The sequence below is a fragment of the Pseudomonas palmensis genome (assembly GCF_049942755.1).
GTDB lineage: Bacteria > Pseudomonadota > Gammaproteobacteria > Pseudomonadales > Pseudomonadaceae > Aquipseudomonas > Aquipseudomonas palmensis.
In genome coordinates, this window is sequence record NZ_CP187958.1 from 668092 (window position 1) to 693333 (window position 25242).

Consider the following 25242-nt stretch of genomic DNA (forward strand, 5'->3'; position numbering starts at 1 on the left):
CTTGCGCCGCAGCCTCAGCCGGCGCGGAAAATCAGATAGTCTTCCCAATCGTCTTCGGCCACGCTGTCTTCACTGAGCATGCGGCCAGACCACGAAATCCGTTGCTTGTGCACCTGCTCGCGATCGCCACTGACCAGGTGATGCCAGCTGGGCAGGTCCTTGCCCTCGCTGACCAACCGATAGCCACAGGTGGGCGGCAGCCACTTGAACTGGTCGGCCTTGCCCGGGGTGAGCTGGATGCAGTCGGGTACCGAGGCAAAGCGGTTGGGGTAATCGCTGCACTGGCAGGTCTTGAGGTCGAGCAGCTTGCAGGCAATGCTGGTGTAGTAGACGCTGTTGTCGTCTTCGTCCTCGAGCTTTTGCAGGCAGCACAGGCCGCACCCATCGCACAGCGACTCCCACTCCTGGCGATCGAGCTGATCGAGGGGCTTGCTGATCCAGAAGGGTTGGGTGGCAGGCATGGTGCGTTTTGTCCTGTTTCAATTCAAGTGCGCGCGCGTGGCGGCGCCAGTCTAGGGCGTGTGGCCGGGCTTTGCCAGACCGCTTGTCAGGGCTGGCGCCACGCAGTAGTTTGACAGGCTGTGTGTTTTCCCACCCCGTCAGGAACCCCTCCATGAGTGCCAACCCTCGCGTTGCCGACTATGCCATTGCCGAGCAGTTCATCCAGCGCTGGTCGCCCCGGGCGTTTACCGCCGAACCGATTGCCGAAGACACCCTGCTGAGCTTCTTCGAAGCGGCGCGCTGGGCCCCCTCGGCCTACAACTCGCAACCGTGGCGCTTTCTGTTCGCGCGCCGTGACACGCCGAACTGGGAGCGCTTCCTGGGCCTGCTCAACGAATTCAACCGCAGCTGGGCCCAGCACGCCTCGGCGCTGGTGCTGGTGATTTCCAAGACCACCTTTACCGCCCCTGGCGCCAGCGAAGAAACCCCGGCGCTGTGGCACACCTTCGACACCGGCTCGGCCTGGGGCCACCTGGCGTTGCAGGCCAGCATCAGTGGCTGGCATACCCACGGCATGGCCGGGTTCGACCAAGTGCTGGCGCGCAAGGAGCTGAAGATTCCGGACGGCTATGAACTGCATGCGATGGTCGCCATCGGCAAGCTGGGCGACAAGGCCAGCCTGGCCGAGTACCTGCAGGCCCGTGAAGTGCCAAGCCCGCGCAAGCCGTTGAGCGAGCTGGCGGCCGAGGGTGATTTCAGCCTGTAGGGCTGAAGTTCGCGGCTCCCCTTTCGCCGGCAAGGCCGGCTCCTGCAGGCATCTCCTGTAGGCGCCGGCCTTGCCAACGAAGGCTGCGACGCGGTTTCAGTCAGTAGCCCCGCTCGAAATCCACCTCGCCACGCAACGCCTGCCCCGTCTCGTATGCCCGCAGATTCTCCACGAACAAACGCACCATCGCCGTCGGCGAGGTCGGCGCCGAGCTGTGCCCGGTCAGCAGCAGGCCCCAGGCGGTCCAGAACGGATGACGCTGCGGCAGCGGCTCCTGGCGGCATACATCGATCACCGCGCCCGCCAGGTGCCCCAGCTTCAGCGCCTCGACCAGATCGGCATCGACCACCGACACCCCACGCCCGGCATTGATGAACAGCGCCTGGGGGTTGAACCTGGCGAACAGCGCGGCGTTGTACAGGTCGTGGGTGGCAGGCGTGTCGGGCAGCAGGTTGACCACATAATCCACCTCGCCCACCAACCGCCCCAGCTCATCCAGGCCGGCCACCTCGACAAACGGCGCCTGTACGCGGGCCTGGCTGGCCACGCCATACAAGGTGACACCGAAGGGCAGCAGGAACTCGGCAACCTGCTGGCCGATGTCACCGGTGCCCACGATCAGCACGCGCCGCCCTTCCAGGCTGCGCCCCAGGCGCCCGTCCCACTTGCGTTCCACCTGGCTGAGCACGCGCGCGAGCACCTCGCGCTCATGGCCGAGCATGTAGGTGAGCACGTACTCGGCCATCACCTGGCCAAAGATGCCCACCGCCCGCGTCAGGCGATAGCCACGCGGCAAGCCGTCGACCAGCAGCGGGGTGATGCCGGCCCAGGTCGACTGCACCCAGGCAGGGCCGTGGCCCTGACGCAGCAGGGTGGCCAGCAGATCGGGCTGGCCGAGCCACACCGGGCATTCTGCTGCCAGCTTCGACAGTTCGGCAGAGTCGCCGCTGGTCACTACCTCGAGGTCCGGTGCCATCTCGCGCAGCAGGCGAGCGTAAAGGGCATGATCCTGTTCAACGATCAGAACGCGCATGTTTTGGATAACCTTGGCATAAACCACGGCGCTGGCCCGCTCACTGCGCGGGCCGCGCCATGCAAGACAGAAAAAAGCTCAGACCGGGTCGTTGCGCCGCAACAGCTCTTCGGGAAGATGCTCGATGTACTCGTCTTCAAGTGGCGGCATCTGCAGGTGGTAGCCCTGCTTCTCCAGATTGGCCAGCACCTGGGTGATGTCTTCGCGGGCCAGTTGGCGTTCGGGGGTCAACACCAGGTCGAAGGCATGCACCGGCTTGCCAAAGGCCGGCAGCAGCCCCTCGGGCACGCGCTCCAGGCCATCGGCCTTGAGCACGTAGAGGTACATTTCATTCTTGCGCGGGCTCTTGTAGATCGAGCAGATACGTTTCATGGCTGGTCTCCGGTGCCGGCCAGGCAATCGAGCAGCGCCTGGCCCATCCGCTCGCGGCGCCAGCCGCGCAACGAATCAGGCAGTTGATAGGGCCCGTTGGGGTAGCCGCTCTTGAGCAGCGCCTCGAGGGTTTTCTTGCGCAGCATCAGTTCGGGCGCGATGCCCAGGCGCTCGCCTTCGGCCTGGCCGATGGCACGCAGCTGCTTGAGCAGCGCCGAAGCCTCGATCGGCAAGGGCTCGGGCAGGGCCGGCGGCCACTCGCTGGGCGGCACGCTGGCGGCCTTCTTTATCAGCTCGAGCAGGAACTCGCCATCCTGGCGAATGGTGCGCGGGTGCATGTCTTCGATCTTGGCCAGGGCCGACAGATTGTCGGGCTGGGTACGGGCCAGAGGCCACAGCGATTGCTCGCGCAGCACCCGGTTGCGCGGCAGGTTGCGCGCACGCGCCTCGCGTTCGCGCCAGGCGCACAGCTCGCGCAGTACCGCCAGTTGCGCACGCGACAGCTTCCAGGCCAGCTTGGCATCACGGTACAGCTCGTAGGGGTCGGTTTCGCGGCGCAGTTGGGCCACCAGCTCGGCGCCGTCTTCCAGCACCCAGGCATTCTTGTCTTCGGACAACTGCGGGCGCAGGCGCTCGTAGACTTCGGCCAGGTGCACGGCATCTTCGGCGGCGTAGCTGACCTGGGTTTCCGACAGCGGGCGCTGCAGCCAGTCCGAACGGGTCTCGCCCTTGGGCAGCTCGATGCCGAGTACTTCCTGCACCAGTCGCGAGTAGCCCATGGAGAACCCGAGATTCAGGTAGCCGGCGGCCAGTTGGGTGTCGAACAGCGGCGCCGGCAGGCTGCCGGTCAGGCGCATCAGCACCTCGAGATCTTCGCTGCAGGCATGCAGCACCTTGGTCACGGCGCTGTCTTCGAGCAGCTCGGCCAGCGGCTGCCAGTCGCCGATCAGCAACGGATCGATCAGAAAGGCACGCTGCCCGTCGCCGACCTGGATCAAACCGGCGATGGGGTAAAACGTGTCAACCCGCATGAATTCGGTATCAAGCGCTACATAAGGCAACTGCCGCCACTGTCGGCAGTGCTCGGCCAGGCTGCGGTCGTCGCAAATCCAGTGAATATCGATGGCCACAAGGCTCTCCCACGAACAATGGCGCGCAGTATATACGGCGCAGGCCACCGCCGGGAAACCGCTCGACCGCCGTTCCCTCGCCAGCCTGCGCACGCGGTCAGTGTGTAGCGACCACCGGACGGCAACTGGCGAACATGTCCAGTTGCGGGTCGTACACCGAGGTGTGCACCCGCAGCAGGCCGAGCATCGAATGGAACAGGTTGTCCTGGCTCAGCGGCTGGTTGCGCGAGCGCTGCAGGCAGTCGGTATCGACGGCGTAGTCCTTGCGATAGCCATCGGAAAACCACGCCAGCATCGGTATGTGCTTCTGCTGCTCGGGAGCGAGCATGTAGGGCGTGCCGTGCAGGAACAGGTTGTACTCACCCAGCGACTCGCCATGGTCGGACAGGTACAGCATGGCGGTGTCGACCTTGTCCTGGCGACTGCGCAAGACGTCGATCAGCGTGGCCAGCACGTGGTCGGTGTACACCAGGGTGTTGTCGTAGCCATTGATGATGCTCTGGCGGTCGCACTTGTCCAGGGCATTGCTGCGGCACACCGGGGTGAAACGCTCGTAGGCCTTGGGGTAGCGCTTGAAGTACTCCGGCCCGTGGCTGCCCATCTGGTGCAGTACCAGCACGGTGTCCTGCTGCAGGTTGTCGAGCATCGCCTCCAGCCCCTTCAACAGGATTTCGTCGTGGCATTCGCTGTCGGCGCACAGGGCCGGGTCCTTGAGGTTGCTGACATCCTCGAACGCCACGCGATCGCAGGTGCCCTTGCAGCCGGACTGGTTGTCGCGCCAGTGCACTGCGATGCCGGCACGCTGCAGCACGTCGAGCAGGCCCTCCTGGTTCCTGGCCTTGCTGGCGTCATACTGCTTGCGGGTGAAGGTGGAGAACATGCAGGGTACCGACACCGCCGTTTCGGTGCCGCACGAATGCACGTCGCTGAAGGCCACCAGCCCCGCCTCCTTGCTCAGCTGAGGCGTGGTATCGCGGTCGTAACCGAGCAGGCCGAAGTTCTGAGCGCGGGCGCTCTCGCCCACCACCAGCACGGTCAACGACTTGCGGGCCTGGGGCGTTACCGCCAGCGGGCGCACGGCATCTTCGCCAATGCGGCGCAACGGTACATGCGCGCTGCCTAGCTGCTCGCTGACATAGGCTACTGCGGCGCCGACATAGTTGCTGGGCACGACCATCAGGTGCAGTTCATGGTGATTGCGAAACAACGAGGAAAGCCCCTGGTAATTGAGCAATGCCACCGCGCCCAGTACTGTTGCGCTGGCCGTACCGACCACCAACTTGCTCAACAACTCGCGGGGGAAGGTGCGATAAAGAATCGGGGTTTTATATAAAAGAATACTCGGCACTACGCCCAGTAACAGGATATAGCCGGCCAACGTGAACGAGAGCAGATCACGCACTTCGGTGGCATTGGTTTCCATTGTATTGCGCAACATGCCCACATCGATCAGCACGCCGTAGCGGTTCATGAAGTAGGTCACCCCCGCGCTGACAAGGAACAACCCCGCCAGCACCGGCTTGAACACGGGCCGGAAGGCCACCAGCGTCAGCACCAGGTTGAACGCGCAGAACACCAGCACGGCAAACGCCAGGCGCAGCACCAGGCCCGGGGCATCCCCCGGCACGATACTGAAAACATGCTGCCACAGCACCGCGTTGAAACCGATCAACAGATACAGGCTGGCAATCAACGTTACCCATTCGGCACGCAGGGGCTTTAACTTGAACATGGCGCTTCGCTTCTTGAAAGTCCGGGACGATGTCATTGCAACATCAATTAAAAACAAGGCGGACTGTAGGCAGGGTGCCATCAATTTTTCGTGAAAAAGACGCCAACAAATAATTGCACTTTATTGAACGAAGGGCAGAACACTTCTTGTTCAGCCTTTATTCAGGAACAGGGCCTTGTCGCCCTGCCCCCGAACAGCGGTCAGGCGGGCAACAGCACCTTGGCGTAGCTGTCGCGGTCCATGTCGACAAGCTCGACGCTCAACTGAAGCTCGCGACCGCTCACCTCGACCACCGCATCCTTGAGCACCTCGAGCAGGCTGCCCGAGAGCTGCTTCTTGACCTCCGGGGAGCGGCCGCTGAGCAGCGACAGCCGCACACAGACAAATGCCCGCTCGACCGGGGCCACGCCCACACGAAAATGTTCGAAGGCGCGCGCGCGACTCTTGATATCCAGTTCCTGGGCGAACTGACCACTGCCGACAAGCGCGTGATTCAGGCGCAGCAGAACCTTGTCGACTTCAAGCTCGCGCAGGTTGGCGCTGTATTCCAGGTGCAGATGGGGCATGACTCGGGCGTCCGTCGGGGGAAATGATTCGACAGACTACCCCATCTGCGGGGGGCGGCAAACGCGTCTATCCTGAAGGTTCATGCCCACCAACCTATCAACAGAGGTGAAGAGATGCCGGTCAAACACGATTTGCTTGCAGACCTGAATCTGACCAGGGAAGCCTTCGACGAAAAAAAGAAAACCGACCCGCGGCTCAGTACGTTGCACGAGAAGTACAACGCGATCGACGCCCAAGTGGTCGAGGCAGAAAGCGGCAGCGCCACGGACGATCAGGTGACGGAACTGCGCAAGAAACGGCTGCTGACCAAGGATGAGATCGTCGACCATCTCAAAGCCTAGGCGTTGTACCGCTTGCCATGCTGGATAAATCTTAGTTGACCACAACAGTTAATATCATTTTGATATCAACTTTTTGCCAGGTAATTGGCAAGCCAAAAAAAACCCCGACACTTGGCGTGTCGGGGTTTCTTGATCAGGCCGCAATGGCCTGATCACGCCAAACTTACTGCTGCTGCGGCAGTTTGTCGATTGGACCGCAGCCACCAATAACCTTGGAGATGGAAACCGAAGGGTGGAACAGGTAATCGTACGAGCAGTTCTTTGGCTGGTTGTACACTTGGCCAGTGCAACCGGACAGCAGGGCAACACCCGAAACAACAGCGATTGCGACCGATGCCTTGATAAACTTTTTCATTCTAAATCCCTTAAATTACGATTCGCCGTCTTACTGATGGCGCGGCGATTGTAAGGAGGCCAGCACAATAAATCAAAAGATTTGTTACACCTTTCAAAGTCTTATGGAACGTTCGTGCTAGTTGCCCGGGCAGGGCCTGCGAATCGACTTCGACGGTCATTCTGATTTTCGGCTCAGATTCTCGAGCTTCACACCGGCGACACTTCGCCTGCTGCCGAGGCTTCGGCGGGCATGGCAAGGCGCAGTGCGCGCCTGATGTCTGCATTGATATCGTCGGTGTCTTCCAGCCCCACAGAGATCCGGACCAACCCGCGAGGTACGCCCATTCGCTCCAGGTCGGTGCCGCCTGCTCGGGCAAAACTACCGTAGTGATAACACAGGGATTCAATGTTCCCGAAGGTGGTACCTGTTCGTATCAATTGCAGTTGACTAACAAAGATTGTGCCCGCTTCCTGCGAAGGCAACACAATGGCAATAAGACCTGTATGCAATGACGGGTCAATGCCGTTGGCCTGTGCGCTCCTGGTCGACCATACGGCACGCCATTGCAACGTGGGAAACTCCTGATTCAACATGGCAATGACAGCAAGTGCATTGTCGGCATGCTTTTTCAATCTGAGCGCAAGTGTTCTCAAACCACGCACCGTAAGCCAGGCCGAAAACGGGTCGAGGATCAGCCCGGCACTTTCCCTGTGAGACTTCAATGCCTTGAACAGATCCGGGTCATTGGTACTTACCATCCCGCCCATTACATCACCGTGCCCATTGATATGCTTGGTGGTGGAATACAAGGTCACTGCCGCCCCCAGCGACAACGGCTTCTGGCAAAGTGGCGTTAGAAAGGTATTGTCGACAACCAGAAGAACGGCGTTCTTCATGCAAAGTTTCGCCAGTTCCGCAATATTGATGTCCAGAAAAGCCGGGTTGGTGGGTGCCTCGATAAAGATCATTCTGGTGTCGGGCCGCAGGGCCGCCTGAAACGCCGCCGTTTCGTACGCTTCAATGACCGACAGCGTCATGCCACGCTGACGTGTTTCATGCTCAAGCTGTTCGATCACTTCATAGAACAGGCCGCGGGGCACGATGACGTGGTCACCTGCGCCCAGCAGCGCACGAAAGACCAGCAGGCAGGCGGTCATTCCGCTGTTGACTGCCAGACTGTAGGCGCAGTGTTCGATGGCACGAAACTTCGCCTCCAGGACGGAAACGGTGGGGTTGGCGTAGCGCTGGTAGGCAAAGTTTTCCCCCTCTGCATTGCCGAGCATGTCCCTCCCCGCTTCAACGGAGTCCAACAGTGCCGCGGAATTGCAGATCAGTGCGGGCACTGGAAACTGATCCAGGCCCGACTCATGTTGCCCCAGGTGGATCGCGCGGGTAGCAGCGCCGAGTGGCGAAGACAGCAGATAATCACGGCGCTGCCGTTCACGCGGGCTCACGTTTTTGGTTGGGCTCATGAATGGCCTGATTCCGAAAGAGAGGGCTGATCCAGCCCGTTGATGATGACCTGCCCCTGGCGACCTGAGGGTGGTGCCGTTTACTCGTACTTGTAGCAAGGCACCACTTTTCCACCCAGCGAGACGATGGAGAACCTTTCCATTTTCGGCATGACGGCACAGGCCAGGCTCACTTGGGCCGCGCTGCAATGCAGCTCCTTTACCCAGATGGGATGATCCGCCTTGAAGCACTCGTGCTTCAGGTGCAGCAAATGTTGATCCAGTGGCATTCTGTCCGGGTCGCGTGGCATGGGGGCAGATGTCATCCTGGCGCGCTGCGTCGAATCAAACGCCAGGCGCAGGCACCGCAGCAGCCGTGGGTGCCGTGCCAGGTTGTTCCTTGAACCTGTCCATTCCCGGGTGACCTCTTCCAGGCCTTCGGCGACTTTGTATTGCTGCACCAGCTCCTTGATGGCGCGTGCTGCGGCGTGGCTCGGGTACAGCGAACAGCCACCGCCAACCACATGCACATCGGCGATTGTCTTGTCTGGGCAATAGGCAATGAAAACGGGATAGGGTATCTGGCTGGTGGCGTCGAACACTTCGATCGAGGCCCCGATGGCACCTTGCGCATCGCGCAAGGTTTGCAGCAATGCTTGCGGCATCGAGGCGTGAGCGATCTTTCTTATGGGTGTTTTGCACTCGTAAAAGAAGTGCTGTGCAATAAAGCGGCCGATACCGTGGCGCTCTATGACTTCGCTCGCGGCATGTATCGCCGCCTCGGCGAACCCGTAGCCTGCTGCCACACCCGTACCACAGGAATATCGGCGCGCAGCGCCATAGTCGGTATCATCGCCAGCGATGGCTTCATTGGCATACTGATGATTGATCAGGAATGACGGGTAGTGCAGATCAGCGCCGCCTGATGCTTCATGCGCCGCAAAGTGGATGACAGCCATCTGTGCAGTCTTCGAATGACGAAGCATCTGCACCGGCAGTACGTCCTGCAGGGCCGGTTGGGAAACAACCGAATCAAAACACTGCAAGGCGCTATGGGAGCGTAGTTGAAGTGGCCCCATGCTATGTTCATACGCTTCATACTTGGCGCCGATGCGCGCCTCTGCTTCATACCCTTTTCCGCAGCCGACAGACTCCATGTCACGGCTGTCAAAGGGGAATTCAAGCGTTGCCACAGTGCTGGACAGCGGGCTACCGTAACGGTTCAGGGTTACCTGTATTCCTTCGTTGATAAAGTGCTGATCTATCACACTTTCTGCATCTTGCAATGACAACGTTCGTTCGGGAGCAATCATGTTCATCGGCTGGAATTTCCATATACGCTGAAAGAAAAATGAGGCGCAGCAAGCGCCTCATTCATTTTCATCACTCAGCCAGTACAGCAGCTTCTTCTGGCGTGAACTCTTCTTCCAGCTTGACGCTATCCACTTCGTCTTCAGCAGGTTGGTCGACCTTGAACTCGTTGATATACATGCAGCAGTACTTACCCATGGAAATATCCTTTTCATGATGGATTCATGTGCGCACTTGTTTTCAGGTGCAGGTCGAGAGTAATACCGGCCACTTTCACTGCCCATAGGAAAAGTCCTGACTCCAGGCGTGAATACGTGGTTTATGGGGTGTTACTTGAGTGCCAGAATGCGCCGAAACAGGGAACAGTGTTTCCTACGCACAATTGCTGTGCGCACGCGAAAAGCAAAAAGCCCCTGAAACCGTAGGTTTCAGGGGCTCTTGCATGTATGGCGGAGAGATAGGGATTTGAACCCTAGGTACTGTTGCCAGTACAACGGATTTCGAATCCGTCCCGTTCGGCCACTCCGGCATCTCTCCAGTGGCGCGCATGATACCAGCAGTTTTCCCAAACGCAAAGCTTCTTGTGAAAAAAATTCGCGTGGTATCAGGCGCTTGCGTCAGTCACGCGCTTACAGCGGCACGCCCAGACGCTTGGCAACTTCTTCGTAGGCTTCGATCACGTCGCCCAGACCCTGACGGAAGCGGTCCTTGTCCATCTTCTTGCGGGTTTCCTTGTCCCACAGGCGGCAACCATCCGGGCTGAACTCGTCACCCAGCACGATCTCGCCATGGAACACGCCGAACTCGAGCTTGAAGTCCACCAGCAGCAGACCAGCGTCGTCGAACAGCTTGCTCAGCACTTCGTTGACCTTCAACGACAGCGCCTTCATTTTCACCAGCTGCTCGGCGGTGCCCCAGCCGAACGCAACCACGTGGGATTCATTGATGAACGGGTCGCCCTTCTCGTCGTTCTTGAGGAACAGCTCGAACGTCGACGGCTCCAGCTTGATGCCCTCCTCCACGCCCAGGCGCTTGACCAGGCTGCCGGCTGCGTAGTTGCGCACCACGCACTCGACCGGAATCATGTCGAGCTTCTTGACCAGGCATTCGTTGTCGCCCAGCAGCTTGTCGAACTGGGTTGGAATGCCGGCTTCTTCAAGCTTCTGCATGATGAAGGCGTTGAACTTGTTGTTCACCATACCCTTGCGGTCGAGCTGTTCGATACGCTTGCCGTCGAACGCCGAGGTGTCGTTGCGAAACAGCAGGATCAAGCGGTCGGCGTCGTCGGTCTTGTACACCGACTTGGCTTTGCCGCGGTAGAGTTCTTCACGTTTTTCCATGATGGGCTCCGCTTGCTAAATTGAAATGGGCTAGGCGATTTCGCGCCAGTCGAGCCCGTAATCCTGATTCGCCACTTGCAGCCAGTCCGGGTCACACCCGAGGGCGTCGACGAAACATTGCCGGGCCAGCTGTGGCAGGTTGTTCTTGCTGCTGAGGTGGGCCAGCACCAGGTGCTGCAGGTTCTGCCAGCCCAACTCCGACACCAGGCGCGCGGCCTGGTGGTTGTTCAAATGTCCGTAGTCGCCACCCACGCGCTGCTTGAGGAACATCGGGTAATGCCCGCGGCCCAGCATGTCGCGACAATGGTTGGCTTCGATCAGCAAGGCGTCCAGGCCCTGATAGCTGTCGAGCAGGGCCGCGTCGTACGAGCCCAGGTCGGTCAGCACGCCAAACCGGCGGCGGCCATCGCTGAACACATACTGCAAGGGCTCCAGCGCATCGTGGCTGACGCCAACGGCGGCAATGCTCAATGCACCCAGCTGCAGGGTATCGCCAGCTGCCAGGAAGCCGCTGGGCTCCACGGGCTTGCGCATCCCGCGCAAGGTGCCACGACTGAGGTACACCGGCACATTGTAGCGCCGCGCCAGCAAACCCACCCCATGCACGTGGTCGGCATGCTCGTGGGTCACCAGCACCGCGCTCAACTGCGCCGCCGACACGCCGAGCAGCGCCAGACGCCGCTCGGTTTCGCGCAGGGAGAACCCGCAATCGACCAGTACGCAGGTACTGCCACTGACAATCAGCGTGCCATTTCCCTGGCTGCCACTTCCGAGTACGGCGAAGCGCACTTAACCCAGGTTGTCCTGGATGACGCTCAGCACGCGACGGGCCACATCGGCCGGGGCCACGGTGTTGATGTTCTTCTCGACCGTCACCTGCACGCTGTCACCCACCTTGCTCAGGCGTACCTGATAGCGCTCGGCGCGGGCTTCACGCTCTTCCTTGCTCGGCGCGCTGCCGAACAGGCGGCTGAAGAAACCAGGCTCCTGGTCCTTGGCCTCGGCTTTTTCGGCAAGGTTGATGTAGTACAGGCCCAGGCTGCGGTTGATGTCCTCAACCCGCCATTCGCCCTGTTCCAGGGCACGGCCGACGCTGGACCAGGCGCGATCGAGGTCGGCGCCCAGGTTCAGTACCGGGTTGCCGCTACCGTCTTCGCTCAGGCTGACACGGCTCGGGGTATCGAAGTCACGGGCCGCCAGCAGCGATACCGAACCGCCCTTCTCGGCGCTGCGGGTCATGCTGGCAAGCATTTCGTCGACCAGTGCAGCGTCCACACCGGTGTTCTCGGCGCGTGCCGGGAAGTCCTGTTCGGTGGCGCTGCCGGCAGCACGCTCGACGGTCACCACATAGACTTCACTGGTATTGCGCTGTACGCCCGGCTCGATGCGAACCCGGGCACGGATTTCATTGTTGCTGCTGCCTGCAACACCGCCCAGGCGCTGGGCCATGGACGCCGACAACTCGTCGAAACGCTGCCAGGTGGTGCTGAACTCACCGGTCTGCGGGCGCTCTTCGGCGATGCGGAAGCCGTTGTCCTCGAAGAACTGGTGGGCCACCGGCCACACCTCGGCCGGGGCGCGCTGGGCCAGGACCCAACGCGAAGCGCCGCTCTTCTGCAGGCTGAAATCGCTGATGTCGGCACCTGCCGCCAACGGCTGTGGACGCGGCACTTCGAACTCGCCCTTGACGTTGTCGTCGGCGACGTTGCGCGGAATCGGCAGCAGCGGGTCAAGACGCTTGACGTTGCTGACATCCGGCGGCAGCTGCATCGGCGGCTTTTGAGTGGCCTCCAGATAATCGCTGCCCCGGTCACGGAAGTAACCCTCTTCGCCCCAGAGCCAGCCACAACCACTGGTGCTGGAGATGATCAAGGCAAGGGCGGAAAGACCAGCCAATCGCTTCATGCGGTGTACGTCCTCAATTAAAACTTCAGGCCGCACTGGCGCATGGCCTGGCGTACCGTATCGTGACAGGATTCGCTCAGCCAGGTCAGCGGCAGGCGGATGCCCTTGTGCATCAGCCCCATTTCGACCAAAGCCCACTTCACCGGAATCGGGTTGGCTTCGACGAACAGGTCCTTGTGCAGGGGCATCAGTTTTTCGTTGATGGCGCGGGCCTCGTCGGCCTTGCCTTCGAGTGCGGCGTTGCACAGGTCGGCCATTTCGCGCGGGGCGACGTTGGCGGTCACCGAGATGTTGCCTTTACCGCCCAGCAGGATCAGTTCGACGGCGGTCGGATCATCGCCGGACAGCACGATGAAATCCTTGCTCACGCCATCCAGGATCGCCTTGGCACGCTTGAGGTCGCCGGTGGCTTCCTTGATGCCGATGATGTTCGGCACGCTCGAGAGACGGATCACGGTCTCGGCCTGCATGTCACAGGCGGTACGGCCGGGCACGTTGTAGAGGATCTGCGGGATGTCGACGGCTTCGGCAATGTGCTTGAAGTGCTGGTACAGGCCTTCCTGGGTCGGCTTGTTGTAGTAAGGCACCACCAGCAGGCAGGCGTCGGCACCGGCGTCCTTGGCATTGCGGGTCAGGTGCACCGCTTCGCTGGTGGAGTTGGCACCCGTACCGGCGATCACCGGAATACGGCCGTTGACCTGCTTGACCACGGCCTTGATGACTTCGATGTGCTCATTGACATCCAGGGTCGCCGATTCGCCGGTGGTACCGACCGCAACGATGGCGTGGGTGCCGTTTTCCAGGTGGAAGTCCACGAGTTTGCTGAGGCTGTCCCAGTCAAGACGCCCTTGTGCATCCATGGGTGTGACCAATGCCACCATACTGCCCGCAATCATGAAGCTGCTCCTGCCGGAAAAAGAGAGCGGTAATGGTACTGGCGCCACAGGGCTTGCACAAGCGAAGCAGGCGGCAGGAGCATTCCCCTCGGCGACCATTTTCGCTACCCTTCTCTCTTTGATCGGTACACAGCGGCCCGCCGGGCTGCCGACAACGCGCCCCGACAGTGCCCGAGCCCTCGATCCTGAGCCACGGAACCACGCCGACAAGCCTATTTGCCCCGTCACGTACCGACCGCTCATCGCTTTAGGAATGCTGCATGTCCACCCCCACCGTTCGCGAACAATTCCTTGTCATCAGTGCCCTGGGCGCCAACCCCATGGAACTGACCAACATTCTGTGCCGGGCCAGCAACGACAATCGCTGCTCGGTCGTCACCTCGCGCCTGACCCGCCACGGCGAGTGCAGCGCACTGGTGCTGCAGGTCACCGGTAGCTGGGACGCCCTGGCGCGTTTCGAAGCGGCGCTGCCGACCCTGGCCAAGAAGCACACCTTCACCGTGAATGTGGTGCGTAGCGCCGAACTCGAAGTGCGCCCGCTGTCGCTGCCCTACGTCGCCTATGTCAGTGCCGCGTACCGCCCCGACATCATCAACGAGCTGTGCCAGTTCTTCATCGACCACAACGTCGAGCTGGAGAACCTGACCTGCGACACCTATCAGGCACCACAGACCGGCGGCACCATGCTCAACGCCACGTTCACCGTGACCCTGCCGGCCGGCACCCAGATCAGCTGGCTGCGTGACCAGTTCCTGGACTTCTCCGACGCCCTGAACCTGGATGCGCTGATCGAACCGTGGCGCCCACAGAACCCCATGTAAGGAAACCCGCAATGGCCGTAGCACTCGACCAACCCGTCGCCGATTTCGAGGCGCAAGCCACCGGCGCCAAGACCGTCAGCCTGAGCGGCCTGAAGGGTCGCCAAGTGGTGATCTACTTCTACCCCAAGGACAGCACCCCGGGCTGCACCACCGAAGGCCAGGGCTTTCGCGACCAGTACGCGGCGTTCCAGGCGGCCAACACCGAGGTGTTCGGCGTATCGCGTGACGGGCTCAAGTCCCACGAGAACTTCAAGGCCAAGCAGGGCTTCCCGTTCGAGCTGATCAGCGACAAGGACGAAGCCCTGTGTCAGCTGTTCGACGTGATCAAGCTCAAGAAGCTGTACGGCAAGGAATACATGGGGGTGGACCGCAGCACCTTCCTGATCGACAGCGAGGGTGTGCTGCGCAAGGAATGGCGCGGCGTGAAGGTGCCCGGGCATGTGGAAGCGGTGCTGGCGCAGGCGCAAGCATTGAACAAGGGCTGAAGCGCTTCGCCGGCGAAGCGTGCGCCGCGGCTAGAGCAGCGGCGCCACCACCGGCTCACGCCGCGGCCAGGCGTCGAGCACCGCCTTGAACAGCGTCGCCAGCGGGATCGCGAAGAAGATCCCCCAGAAGCCCCACAATCCGCCAAACAGCAGTACTGCGCAGATGATCGCCACCGGGTGCAGGCTGACCGCTTCGGAGAACAGCAGCGGCACCAGCACGTTGCCGTCCAGCGCCTGGATGATCGCGTACACCGCCATCAGGTAGATGAACTGGTCGCCCCAGCCCCACTGGAACAGGGCAATCAGGGTCACCGGTACGGTTACCACCACCGCCCCCACATACGGCACCACCACCGACAACCCCACCAGCAGCGCAAGCAGCGCCGCATAGTTCAGGCCCAGCGCGATGAACGCGATGTAGGTGGCCACGCCGCAGATCAGGATCTCGATGCCCTTGCCGCGAATGTAGTTGGCGATCTGGCGGTTCATCTCCTCGGCCACGCGGGTCATCAGGGCCCGCTCGCGCGGCAGGTAGCCGCTGACCCAGCGCGCGATCTGCTCGCGGTCCTTGAGAAAGAAGAACACCAGGATCGGCACCAGCACCAGGTAGATCATGATGTTGACCAGCAACGGCAGGCTCGACAGCGAGAAGGTCAGCGCCCATTGACCGAACTTGCCGATCTCGCCGCGCATCGCCTCGATGGCCTGCAGCACCTGCTCATCCGAGACCAGATGCGGGTAGCGCTCCGGCAGCAGCAACAGCAGCGACTGCCACTTGCCAAGCATGCCCGGCAGTTCGTTGAACAGGGTGATCAACTGGTGCCAGAGCAACGGCACCAGCACCAGCAGGAACACCGCCAGCGCGCTCAGGAACAGCAGGAACACCAGCCCCACCGCCACCTTGCTGGGCACCCGCAGGCGCTCCAGCGCATTGACCAGGCCCTGCATCAGGAACGCCAGCACCATGCCCGCCAGCACCGGCGCCAGCATGCCGCCCAGGGTCAGTATCGCGGTGAACCCCAGAAACAGCAGGACCGCCAGCACCACCGCTTCTTCATCCGAGAAATAGCGGTGCAGCCAGCCACGAAGCACTTTGAACATCGGTGATCCTTAAAGAGAAAGGTTCAGGCTTTCTTGAGCCAGTAGGTGTAGACCCCGGCGTCGGCCTGCTCATGCAGCAGCGTATGACCGGCCAGGCGGGCAAAAGTGCGGAAGTCGCGCTGCGAGCCGGCATCGGTGGCCACCACCTTGAGTACTGCACCACTGCCCAGGCGGTTGAGCTCCATCTTGGCCTTGAGCAACGGCAAGGGGCAATTCAGGCCGCTGGCATCCAGTTCGGCGTCGCAGGGTACGGCATCGGTCATCGGGCTTCTCCAGGCAGGTGCATGCCCACGGCAGGTAGCGGCATGCACAGACCTCGTAGGATACCGCCACTGGTCGTCAACGTGTGAGCCGGCTACAGTAAGGTTCTTTGTCGACCCGAGCTTCGTGCATGAATTTTCTGCGCCCTACCCTGCTGACGCTGGCTTGCCTGCTGGCTCTACCGAGCCATGCCGACGACCTGCCGTCACTCGGCGACGCCAGCTCGGCCATCGTTTCCCCGCAACAGGAACACCAACTGGGCCGCGCCTGGTTGAGCCTGCTGCGCGGCAACGTGCGCCAGTTGTCGGACCCCCAGCTCAAGGACTACGTCGAAACCAGCGTCTACCGCCTTGCCGAAACCAGCCAGCTGCAGGACCGGCGCCTGGAGTTCATCCTGATCGACAGCAAGGAACTCAACGCCTTCGCCGCCCCCGGCGGGATCGTGGGGGTCAACGGCGGCCTGTTCCTGAACGCCCAGACCGAGGGCGAGTACGCCTCGGTGCTGGCCCACGAACTGGCGCACTTGTCGCAACGCCACTTCGCCCGCGGCGTGGAAGCCCAGCAACGCATGCAACTGCCGATGATGGGCGCCCTGCTGGTGGGCATCATTGCCGCCGCGGCCGGGGCTGGCGATGCCGGCATCGCCGCGATTGCCGGCACCCAGGCCGCCGCCATCCAGGAACAACGGCGCTTCTCGCGCCAGAACGAACAGGAAGCCGACCGCATCGGCATCCTCAACCTGGAAAAGGCCGGCTACGATCCGCGCAACATGCCGACCATGTTCGAACGGCTGATGCGCCAGTACCAGTACAGCGCCAAGCCACCGGAGTTTCTGCTGACTCACCCGGTTACCGAGTCGCGGGTCGCCGACACCCGCAACCGTGCCGAACAGGCCCCCAAGGGCGGTGTGGACGACAGCCTGCGCTACCAGTTGATTCGTGCACGCCTGCAACTGACCTACGAAGGCACGCCGGGCCTGGGTGCCAAGCGCTTCCGCGCCCTGCTGGACGAGAACCCCAACCTGGATGCGGCGCGTTACGGCCTGGCACTGGCGCAGATCAAGGGCGGCCAGCTCAACGAGGCCCGCGAGAGCCTCAAGCCCTTGCTCGCCAAGGCACCCAACGACATCACCTACAACCTTGCGCAGATCGACCTGGACGTCACCAACAACCGCCTGGCCGATGCCCAGCAACGGGTGGAGAAGATGCGAGCCCTGTACCCGGGCAACTACCCGCTGCAGCAGTCACGCATCGACCTGCTGCTCAAGCAGAACCGCCCGGCCGAGGCAGAGAAGGCGCTGGATGCGCTGCTCAAGAATCGGCCGCAAGACCCGGATGTCTGGTATGAGGTGGCGGAGGTTCGCGGCCTGTCGGGCAACACAATCGGCCTGCACCAGGCTCGCGCCGAGTACTTTGCCCTGGTGGGCGACTTCGACCAGGCCTTGCAGCAGCTCGACTACGCCAAGCAGCGGGCGGGCAACAACTTTGTGCTGTCGTCGAAGATCGATGCCCGTCAGCGCGAGCTGATGGAACAGCAGCGGATGGTCAAGGACATGATGCGCTGACACGCATCAAGGTAGCGCGCACACCATATCGCGGGTCAGCCCCGCCCCCTTGTGGGAGCGGGCTCGACCCGCGATGCTGCTTTCAGGCGTTGCCGGAGAGCTTGAGCCGCGCCGCCTGGGTGAAGTCCAGCATGCGCTTGAGTGGCTTGAGTGCCTGCGGGATAAGCGCCGGCTCGACGAAGATCTCGTTGCTGCCCTCGCGCAGGCACTGCAAGGTGCGCTCAAGCGTGTTCATCGCCATCCACGGGCAGTGCGCGCAACTGCGGCACGCCGCGCCGTTGCCGGCAGTGGGCGCCTCGACGAAGATCTTGTCCGGGCACAGCTGCTGCATCTTGTAGAAAATGCCGCGGTCGGTGGCCACGATGAAGGTCTTGTTCGGCATGCGCTGCGCAGCCGCAATCAGCTGGCTGGTGGAACCCACCGCATCGGCCAGGTCGATCACCGCCTCTGGCGACTCGGGGTGCACCAGGATCGCCGCGTCCGGGTACAGCGCCTTCATGTCCAGCAACTGACGCGACTTGAACTCCTCGTGAACGATGCAGGCACCGTCCCACAGCAGCATGTCGGCGCCGGTGTTCTTCTGGATGTAACGGCCCAGGTGCTGGTCAGGCCCCCAGATGATGGTCTCGCCGTTGTCCATCAGGCTTTCGACGATCTCCAGCGCACAGCTGGAGGTCACCACCCAGTCGGCCCGCGCCTTGACCGCCGCCGACGTGTTGGCATACACCACCACGGTGCGCTCGGGGTGCTTGTCGCAGAACGCCGAAAAGTCCTCCACCGGGCAACCCAGGTCGAGCGAGCAGGTGGCCTCCAGGGTCGGCATCAGCACGCGCTTTTCGGGGTTGAGGATCTTCGCCGTCTCACCCATGAAGCGTACACCGGCCACCACCACGGTCTTGGCCGGATGCTGGTTGCCGAAACGGGCCATCTCCAGCGAGTCGGACACGCAACCGCCGGTCTCCTCGGCCAGGGCCTGGATCACCGGATCACAGTAGAAGTGGGCCACCAGCACGGCGTCCTGAGCCTTGAGCTCGGCGGCGATGGCGGCACGGTAGTCAGCCTCTTGCTCGGGCGTCAGCGGCTTGGGCTGCTTGGCGTCGAGGTGGGCCTGGACCAGAAGGCGTTCGGAAATCTGGGTCATGTTCGCAAGACCTGCAGGCGCTAGTGCGCGTAAGTCGAGTGTATCACCGAGCCCTGGCAAATCGGATAACGGTTCAGCCTGTACGACAGAACCAAAGACCCTCTGCGGCCTCGGGTTTTATGGGTTGCCGAAGGCTACAGTTAATCGAATGAATTCTAAAGGGTTTTTTGCCAAACCAGGCTGGCGGGGCAAGCCCGCCAGCCCAGCGGTCAGTTGCCTGCCGGTTGCAGGCCGCCGAGGCTGGACATCACCAGCGCGGCGAACTCTTCAACGGTCATCTTCTGCCCGTTGAAGGCCACCTGGCCATCGGCATAGTGCAGGTTGGCAATGATGTCATTGCCCTTGAGCGTGGCCAGCTTGGAATACAAGGCCATCTGCCCGACCATCTCGCCGGCCATTGCGGCCTGCTTGACCTGCGCCTCGTCCTGCCCTTCCAGGCTGGCCTGCAAGGCTGCCAGGTCACCGATCATCGGCTTGGACAGCGACAAGCTGCTCTGCAGTTTCTCGATCATCTGGCGCACCAGCTGATCGGAAGGCAGGTCGGCCGACGTCGGCTTGGCCAGGTCCAGGGTGAGGTTGAAGCGACTTTCACCGTTGGCGGTCTTGAAGGAAAGGTCCTCCACGGCCACCTGAGGCTTGCCCGCCAGCAACTGCATCATCTGCACCTGCATCAGCGCCTGCTCTTCGGCATTCAGCTCCAGCTCGGGCGGTTGGCCGGCAGCGGCCGTCTCCTGCAACTGGGGCATGTGCTTCTCATAGATCGCCATGATCGCCTGCAGCGCAGGGATATCGAAGCGGTTGACCGCCACCACCAGTTGCCCGCCGCCCACGGCCTTGCCGTCATAGGTGATGGCGTCGACCTTGTAGGCGGCCCTGGCATCGACCTTGTCGCCGTTGACCTTGTAGGTGTTGCGTTGCTCCACACCCTTGACGGTCAGCGGTACCTGGCGTTCGCCAAAGGTGAAGGCGCTGTCGTCCAGGGTCACGTCGGCCTGGCCTTCATAGAAGTCGTAGGGCGTCAGGGTGAGGTCTGCAACCAGTTTCAGGCCCTTGAGGTCGAACTTGAGCGGCGGCGTCTCGCTATCGACCATCGACACCTGCAAGGTGCCCATGCTGCCGTCGAGCTTGAGGCGCTTGCCTTCGAAGTCACCGCTCATGCCCAGGTCGAAGCCGGAGAACTTCACCGACGAACCGTCCTTGGCGATGTCCAGCGGCATCAGCCTCAACGTGCCGTCATACGACTGGTCATAGCCCAGGCTGAACTCGCCCTGCACCGGCGAGACATCACCGCTGGCCGCATACCACTCGGCTGTGGTGGCATCCTTCTCGATCGAGGTGCTGGATGCCGCCATCACCGGCATCAGCTTGAATGCCTTGACCCGCTGCCAGGGAAACGGCCCGTGCTCGATGCGATCGACCAGGGTCAGTTCCAGGTTGCTCGGCTCATCGCCCAGCTCCAGGTTCTGCACGGTGAACCTGTAACGCGCGACACTGCTGAACAGGTGTTGCTCCAGCGATACCAGCTCAAGCCGCGCCGTGGCACCCAGGCCCTTGAACGACTTTTGCATCTGCAGATTGGACTGTGCGGTAGCGTGCTCCAGCACGCCAGGCAACTGCTTGCCCGTATACCACGCCCCGGCCGTGCATACGGCCGCTACGGCGACGGCAAGCCCGCACACCACTCCCAGTGTTTTCTTCATGAATTGATCCGTTTGCTATCCATATTGAGGTGAAGCGATGTTACTCGTTGACGTCCATGAACTCCCGCGCCCAGACGATGTAGTCGCCGGGTACGGTGTAGGTATGGGTGAGTTCGGTGGCACTGAGGTCCGAGGCGCTGCTGGTGATGCGGCGCTGCTCGCGCAGGCAGTCGTAGGTGGCCTTGATCGCGGCGAAGTAGGCGCCATGGCCATCCACGGCGATACGCACGCCCAGCTCGGCCAAGCGCGTGTCGTCGTGCAGCTGCGGGTTGCCGTAGGTCACCAGCATCAGCGGCACGCTGACGTGGCGGGCAATCTCTTCGAGGTGATCGAAATCGCGGATGCCGACCATGCACACGCCGTCCGCGCCAGCATTCTGGTACGCGACCACGCGGGCAATGACTTCTTCGACCGGGATCAGCGCGGCATTGGTGCGCGCGATGATCGACAGCTCCTGGTCGACGCGAGCCTCCAGGGCAGCGCGGATCTTGCCCACGCCTTCGTCGATGCTGATCAGATCGGTGGACTTGCGCCCGAACTGGGCAGGCAGCAGGGTGTCTTCGATGGTCAGCGCAGCCACGCCGGCGCGCTCGAGCTCGGTGACGGTGCGCATCACGTTCAGCGCGTTGCCGTAGCCGTGGTCGGCGTCGGCGATCACCGGCAGCTGTGCGACACGCCCGATGCGCGTGGCCTGCTCGGCAAATTCACTCAAGGTGATCAGGGCAAAGTCCGGAGCCGCCAGCACCTGTAACGAAGCCACCGAGCCGCCCAGGATGCCGACTTCGAAGCCGAGGTCGGCGGCGATTCGCGCAGACATCGGGTCGAACACGGAAGCCGTGTGATAGCAGACCGGGGAGGCCAGGAGTTTACGAAAGGCACGGCGCAAATCTTGGTGGGAGGCTCTAGGCATGATCATTCCAGTTTCTTCATCTTCATTCTGGAGGAGAACATACCATTCCTGCCCGACACTCCGACAGTCGCCAGACCCGAACCCAAACAAAAATAAGCGAACAGAAAACGAAAACGCCCCCCCCTCCAGAAGCCCTGCACGCGCTGACACCCCTCATTCTGAGGGAGAGACCAGTCGCGGCTTGCAGGGCTGTCGAGAGTGACCGCCCAAGGGCAATCTCAGACCGAGGCCACGATGAAGGTGCGCTTGAACGGGAACAGCGTGCGCCCGTCGTCCTCACGCGGGTAGTGCGCTTCCAGAAGCCTGAGGTACTTGCGCAGAAAGGCCTCACGGTCCTCGTCATCCAGGGAGCTGAGCACCGGGCGCAGTGCCGAAACCTTGACCCAGTCGAACACCGGCGACTGGCCTTCGACCACCTGCAGATGCTCGGTTTCCCAGATATCCAGCTTGCTGGTAAGCGGCGCCAGCAACCGGTAGTAGCAGTCCAGGGACAGGACATTGCGCGCCGACATGAACTTGCGCAGCTCCAGCGTGCCGATCACCCGGCCCGCAGGCCCGCATTCGCTCAGGGCCCTGAGCATCAGGTGGTACCAGGGTGCATCCCGCCAGTTGGGCATGTGCAGCGCCAGGTAGCCGCCGGCGTGCAGATTGCCGAGCAGCCGCGGCAGCAGGTTTTCGTGGTCCTCCATGAAATGCAGCACGGCAGCGGCGAACAGCAGGCTTGCCGGCTGCTTGGGCTCCCACTGGCCTATGTCGCTGTTCAGCCATTGGGCATTGACCGGCAGGGCTCGGGCCTCGGCGAGCATTTCCGCCGAGCTGTCGACGCCGAACAACTGTGCCTCCGGCCAGCGTTCGGCCAGCAGCCGGGTGGCGATTCCGGTACCACAGCCCAAATCATAGATGGACGCTGGTGCCTGCAACGGCAGGTGATCGAGCAGCTCGATCACCGGACGCTCCCTCAAACGCGAAAACTGCTGATAGCCTTGCGGGTCCCAGGTCGTACTCCCGCGCAGACCCTGTTGCTGTTTTACAAGCATTGCCACGTTCCTCTCGCTCCATGCGATCAATATTGCCGTCCAAGATTGTTCAACACCCTCAACACCAGCGCGATACCACGTCGCGTTTGCGGCTCGCGCAGCAGTTGCACCAGGCCCAGCAGGCTTGGTGGCTGGGTATCGCTGCTCTGCGCCTGCGCCATGCGCAGCGCGTTGCCCACGGTCCAGGTCAAGGCTGTCACGTCCTCGAACCCATGGGCCAGCTTGTCCACCATCGCGGTGTCGAGCAGGTCGACCAGGTCGGACCCCAGCGACAGCAAGTCGATGATGTTGTCCATGCGACCACTGACCAGCAGCGGTTCGAGTTTTTTCATCAGGGCGTCAACGCCCGGGTGAGCAAGGTGTTCCACGGTAGGTTCGAAGGTTTCCATATCGACGTACTCCTGCACCGCTCGACTCAGATCATTCCACGGGCAACCGCCCAGTAGAGACCCCGGTTGAATCCATTGCGCAACAGGCCGCCCAGCTTGGTCGGCGGGGTGGGCACCACATCCTGCTGGTAGTTGTAGGTCAGTGGCATGCCGGCGTTGAGGCCCATCTGCGCAACGGCCTGGACCTTCCCGTCGTAGACGGCGCAGGGGGTGCCCAGGCGGATCTCGCCGGCGATGTTGTTGGCCACCACCGGTGCCTGGTTATGGCAGGCACCGCCCGCCTTGCTGATGGGCAGGTCCATGGTGTCGCCGATCACGTAGACGTTCTCCAGGCCGTAGACCTGCAGGGTCTCGTGGTTGGTCGGCAGCCAGCCCTCGTTGTTGGGGGCCTGGGACGCACCGCTCTGTATCACCGCGTCCACTGCACGAATGGGTGGGGTCGCCATCAGGATGTCGAACGGCTGCGCCTGGCCTTCGGCCGAATAGGCAATACGTTGATCCGGGTCCACGCGGTCCAGGGTGAAGCCACGCTGAAACCTGATGTTCTTCTGTTCAAAAAGGGTGGGCAACAGTTCTCCGGTTGGCCGCTGCATGAACAGACAGTTTCTGAGCAATTGCGCAGTGGTCGGATAGGTATAAACAATTTCAATGTTATTGCGAACACCGCGACGGCGCAGCAAGTCATCCAGCATCAAGGTAGTTTCCACCGGCGCAATACCGCACTGATGCGGAACATTGGGCGTCTGTGGGAAAGAAACGGATATGAAGATGCGCCCTTTTTCAATCGTCATCAGACGTTGCGCCAATTGTCGCGCCGCCTTGTATTGATAGAAATGATCCCCCGCCTCCTGCAGCCCCTCGATGCGCTCGGGAGCGGGTACGCAGCCCGTCGCGATCACCAGAAAGTCATAGCCCACGCGCCTTCCAGAGCGGGTGTGCAGGGTTTGCCCGGTGAAGTCGAAGCGGGTCACCTCCTCCACCTGGAAGTCGATTTCAGGCCGCAACAGCGAACGCTCGGGCCGTTTCAGGTCTTCCTGGAAATAGCTGTTGAAGGCAACGTACATGAAGGCAGGTTTGTAATAATGATCCGGCGAATTCGACAGCAGTTTGACCGTGACCTGATGTTTGAGTATTTCCGGGTATAGTTGTCTGACCAATTGATTGGCGAGCATCGTGCCGCCTACACCTCCCCCCACGACGACAATAGTTTTAGACATAGCCCCACTCCCTGGCTGGTTTTGAATCCATGCCAAGTACCATAGCAATTATAAAAAAATGCCATATACAGAATCGCTATAGCAAAACAGACATTAATTGCTGTTTCAAAAAACATTACCCTTCCACCGGTGAAACTCTGCCCACTCAGCATTATTTCTTGGCACAGGCAGACTCTCCTCTGCCGCTGACTGGTTTGTGTGAAATTTTATTAACGTTTCAATTTTCACGCCTGATTGCTGTTGACTTCGCTCCCCCTCCTGAGTAAATTGCGCGGGCCGGAAATCCGGCCTTTTTTCAACTCACCAAAGAAGCCAATGGACATAGTATCTAGACGCTGTCTGGTCATTGCCGCTGCGCAACGCCAGGCACTTAACCCTGAAAATGACGGGACTCGACTCCGCGGTCGGGTAAGCTGCGCTAGGGCTTGATGCTCCAACGTGGCTTGCCTCCCCGGTTCGTCCGGTCGCGAGGCACACGTTATGTACTTCACTTCTTCTGCAATACCGGGCGTACGCGCCTTCACTTCAGCCCTGCGGGCCAGGCTTCTGCGCGCGCCCAGGCTGCCCGTGCGTGCGCCAAGCCTCCCCTGCGACTCCCCTGCCAGCAGCGCCTTGCGGGCCCGTTGGCGCGCCTGCTCCACAAGCGGCCAACGCCAGCAGCGCTGGAGCCTGGACGACAGTCAGGACCCACCGAGTCGGGGCGCCGCCCTGTTTCTGCAGCACGCCTGATCCAGGTTTGCATGCATTCGGGGTGCGTACTTCCCCTTGAATAAACGGCAACTTTGCGCTTATTAAAAAACGAATTTCCTAGTTGGAAAATTCGCCGGCAATTTATTGCCTTCGCATTAATAAAAATCTGTGGAGCACATTATGGAAGAGGCCAGTAGTCGGTTCGCTGCCTGTGCACGTTCATTCAACAGGCAGCGAACGTCACCGCTAAAGATCCCACTCTTCGAATCGATCGCCTGCCCGCGACTCGACATACTTTCACTCG

The 25242-nt window shown here is 61.5% G+C and carries 27 protein-coding genes and 1 tRNA gene; 5 read left to right on the plus strand and 23 right to left on the minus strand.

The window, feature by feature from the left end; translation table 11 throughout:
• Window positions 1-14: 14 nt before the first annotated feature.
• Window positions 15-461, minus strand: a complete 447-nt coding sequence (locus ACPRTJ_RS03040; protein WP_043864203.1) for a YcgN family cysteine cluster protein — start codon at window positions 459-461, stop codon at window positions 15-17.
• 152 nt (window positions 462-613) lie between these two features.
• On the opposite strand from ACPRTJ_RS03040, the gene ACPRTJ_RS03045 reads away from it, so the two are divergent.
• A complete protein-coding gene (locus ACPRTJ_RS03045) occupies window positions 614-1207 on the plus strand; it encodes a nitroreductase family protein (protein WP_058541521.1) in 594 nt (197 codons plus the stop codon).
• A gap of 100 nt (window positions 1208-1307) precedes the next feature.
• Here the strand turns inward: ACPRTJ_RS03045 and ACPRTJ_RS03050 are convergent, their stop codons facing one another.
• The 5 genes from ACPRTJ_RS03050 to ACPRTJ_RS03070 form a co-directional block, all read right to left on the minus strand.
• Window positions 1308-2240 carry a D-2-hydroxyacid dehydrogenase gene (locus tag ACPRTJ_RS03050; RefSeq protein WP_426428019.1) on the minus strand — a complete coding sequence of 311 codons (933 nt, stop codon included), beginning with the start codon at window positions 2238-2240 and terminating at the stop codon, window positions 1308-1310.
• 78 nt (window positions 2241-2318) lie between these two features.
• Window positions 2319-2612 (minus strand): YcgL domain-containing protein, encoded by a 294-nt coding sequence (locus ACPRTJ_RS03055; RefSeq protein ID WP_043864206.1) that lies wholly within the window; start codon window positions 2610-2612, stop codon window positions 2319-2321.
• Complete coding sequence (rnd, locus tag ACPRTJ_RS03060) at window positions 2609-3742, minus strand: ribonuclease D (protein WP_043864207.1); 1134 nt, start codon at window positions 3740-3742, stop codon at window positions 2609-2611. Before rnd ends, ACPRTJ_RS03055 begins: the two co-directional genes overlap by 4 nt.
• Before the next feature lie 97 nt (window positions 3743-3839).
• Complete coding sequence (locus ACPRTJ_RS03065) at window positions 3840-5474, minus strand: phosphoethanolamine transferase (protein ID WP_313327886.1); 1635 nt, start codon at window positions 5472-5474, stop codon at window positions 3840-3842.
• A 200-nt stretch (window positions 5475-5674) separates the two neighbouring features.
• A complete protein-coding gene (locus tag ACPRTJ_RS03070; protein WP_058541519.1) occupies window positions 5675-6040 on the minus strand; it encodes a 5-carboxymethyl-2-hydroxymuconate Delta-isomerase in 366 nt (121 codons plus the stop codon).
• 114 nt (window positions 6041-6154) lie between these two features.
• Here ACPRTJ_RS03070 and ACPRTJ_RS03075 point away from each other — a divergent pair, with 114 nt between their 5' ends.
• Window positions 6155-6382 carry a YdcH family protein gene (locus ACPRTJ_RS03075; protein WP_043864210.1) on the plus strand — a complete coding sequence of 76 codons (228 nt, stop codon included), beginning with the start codon at window positions 6155-6157 and terminating at the stop codon, window positions 6380-6382.
• 163 nt (window positions 6383-6545) lie between these two features.
• On the opposite strand, the gene ACPRTJ_RS03080 is transcribed toward ACPRTJ_RS03075, so the two are convergent.
• The 9 genes from ACPRTJ_RS03080 to dapA form a co-directional block, all read right to left on the minus strand.
• Window positions 6546-6737 carry a YhfL family protein gene (locus ACPRTJ_RS03080; protein ID WP_043864211.1) on the minus strand — a complete coding sequence of 64 codons (192 nt, stop codon included), beginning with the start codon at window positions 6735-6737 and terminating at the stop codon, window positions 6546-6548.
• Window positions 6738-6925: 188 nt separating this feature from the next.
• Entirely contained in the window at window positions 6926-8191 is a 1266-nt protein-coding gene (locus ACPRTJ_RS03085) for a trans-sulfuration enzyme family protein (protein ID WP_426428023.1), read from the minus strand.
• A gap of 80 nt (window positions 8192-8271) precedes the next feature.
• A complete protein-coding gene (locus ACPRTJ_RS03090) occupies window positions 8272-9489 on the minus strand; it encodes a YcaO-like family protein (protein ID WP_054914966.1) in 1218 nt (405 codons plus the stop codon).
• Window positions 9490-9553: 64 nt separating this feature from the next.
• Window positions 9554-9679 (minus strand): hypothetical protein, encoded by a 126-nt coding sequence (locus ACPRTJ_RS03095; RefSeq protein ID WP_254996984.1) that lies wholly within the window; start codon window positions 9677-9679, stop codon window positions 9554-9556.
• A 249-nt stretch (window positions 9680-9928) separates the two neighbouring features.
• Window positions 9929-10018 (minus strand) — tRNA-Ser (locus ACPRTJ_RS03100).
• A 92-nt stretch (window positions 10019-10110) separates the two neighbouring features.
• Complete coding sequence (purC, locus tag ACPRTJ_RS03105; RefSeq protein WP_010223163.1) at window positions 10111-10821, minus strand: phosphoribosylaminoimidazolesuccinocarboxamide synthase; 711 nt, start codon at window positions 10819-10821, stop codon at window positions 10111-10113.
• Between the two features lie 30 nt (window positions 10822-10851).
• Window positions 10852-11610 (minus strand): MBL fold metallo-hydrolase, encoded by a 759-nt coding sequence (locus ACPRTJ_RS03110; RefSeq protein ID WP_043864220.1) that lies wholly within the window; start codon window positions 11608-11610, stop codon window positions 10852-10854.
• Window positions 11611-12726, minus strand: coding sequence for an outer membrane protein assembly factor BamC (gene bamC / locus ACPRTJ_RS03115; protein ID WP_213607179.1), 1116 nt, complete (start codon window positions 12724-12726; stop codon window positions 11611-11613). It lies immediately after the preceding gene.
• A 17-nt stretch (window positions 12727-12743) separates the two neighbouring features.
• A complete protein-coding gene (dapA, locus tag ACPRTJ_RS03120; protein WP_043864222.1) occupies window positions 12744-13622 on the minus strand; it encodes a 4-hydroxy-tetrahydrodipicolinate synthase in 879 nt (292 codons plus the stop codon).
• A gap of 260 nt (window positions 13623-13882) precedes the next feature.
• Between dapA and ACPRTJ_RS03125 the strand changes: the two genes are divergently transcribed.
• Entirely contained in the window at window positions 13883-14443 is a 561-nt protein-coding gene (locus ACPRTJ_RS03125; protein ID WP_043864223.1) for a glycine cleavage system protein R, read from the plus strand.
• Between the two features lie 11 nt (window positions 14444-14454).
• The gene (locus ACPRTJ_RS03130; RefSeq protein ID WP_043864224.1) at window positions 14455-14928 is read left to right on the plus strand and encodes a peroxiredoxin; all 474 of its coding nucleotides are present in this window, start codon (window positions 14455-14457) and stop codon (window positions 14926-14928) included.
• Between the two features lie 30 nt (window positions 14929-14958).
• On the opposite strand, the gene ACPRTJ_RS03135 is transcribed toward ACPRTJ_RS03130, so the two are convergent.
• Together ACPRTJ_RS03135 and ACPRTJ_RS03140 are read right to left on the minus strand one after the other, a co-directional pair.
• Entirely contained in the window at window positions 14959-16029 is a 1071-nt protein-coding gene (locus ACPRTJ_RS03135; protein WP_043864225.1) for an AI-2E family transporter, read from the minus strand.
• A 23-nt stretch (window positions 16030-16052) separates the two neighbouring features.
• Window positions 16053-16292 (minus strand): sulfurtransferase TusA family protein, encoded by a 240-nt coding sequence (locus ACPRTJ_RS03140; protein ID WP_043864226.1) that lies wholly within the window; start codon window positions 16290-16292, stop codon window positions 16053-16055.
• 128 nt (window positions 16293-16420) lie between these two features.
• Here ACPRTJ_RS03140 and ACPRTJ_RS03145 point away from each other — a divergent pair, with 128 nt between their 5' ends.
• Entirely contained in the window at window positions 16421-17854 is a 1434-nt protein-coding gene (locus tag ACPRTJ_RS03145; protein WP_043864227.1) for a M48 family metalloprotease, read from the plus strand.
• Window positions 17855-17936: 82 nt separating this feature from the next.
• On the opposite strand, the gene nadA is transcribed toward ACPRTJ_RS03145, so the two are convergent.
• From nadA to ACPRTJ_RS03175, 6 genes are all read right to left on the minus strand, one after another.
• The gene (nadA, locus tag ACPRTJ_RS03150) at window positions 17937-18995 is read right to left on the minus strand and encodes a quinolinate synthase NadA (RefSeq protein ID WP_213607178.1); all 1059 of its coding nucleotides are present in this window, start codon (window positions 18993-18995) and stop codon (window positions 17937-17939) included.
• A 209-nt stretch (window positions 18996-19204) separates the two neighbouring features.
• Window positions 19205-20695 carry a YdgA family protein gene (locus tag ACPRTJ_RS03155; RefSeq protein WP_426428028.1) on the minus strand — a complete coding sequence of 497 codons (1491 nt, stop codon included), beginning with the start codon at window positions 20693-20695 and terminating at the stop codon, window positions 19205-19207.
• Window positions 20696-20735: 40 nt separating this feature from the next.
• Window positions 20736-21605: an isocitrate lyase/PEP mutase family protein gene (locus ACPRTJ_RS03160; protein ID WP_043864299.1), complete on the minus strand. Its 870-nt coding sequence runs from the start codon at window positions 21603-21605 to the stop codon at window positions 20736-20738.
• A gap of 218 nt (window positions 21606-21823) precedes the next feature.
• Window positions 21824-22642: a methyltransferase domain-containing protein gene (locus ACPRTJ_RS03165; RefSeq protein WP_043864230.1), complete on the minus strand. Its 819-nt coding sequence runs from the start codon at window positions 22640-22642 to the stop codon at window positions 21824-21826.
• A 26-nt stretch (window positions 22643-22668) separates the two neighbouring features.
• Window positions 22669-23031 (minus strand): DUF1641 domain-containing protein, encoded by a 363-nt coding sequence (locus ACPRTJ_RS03170; RefSeq protein ID WP_078480035.1) that lies wholly within the window; start codon window positions 23029-23031, stop codon window positions 22669-22671.
• Window positions 23032-23057: 26 nt separating this feature from the next.
• Window positions 23058-24248 carry an NAD(P)/FAD-dependent oxidoreductase gene (locus tag ACPRTJ_RS03175; protein WP_058541512.1) on the minus strand — a complete coding sequence of 397 codons (1191 nt, stop codon included), beginning with the start codon at window positions 24246-24248 and terminating at the stop codon, window positions 23058-23060.
• Window positions 24249-25242: the final 994 nt, after the last annotated feature.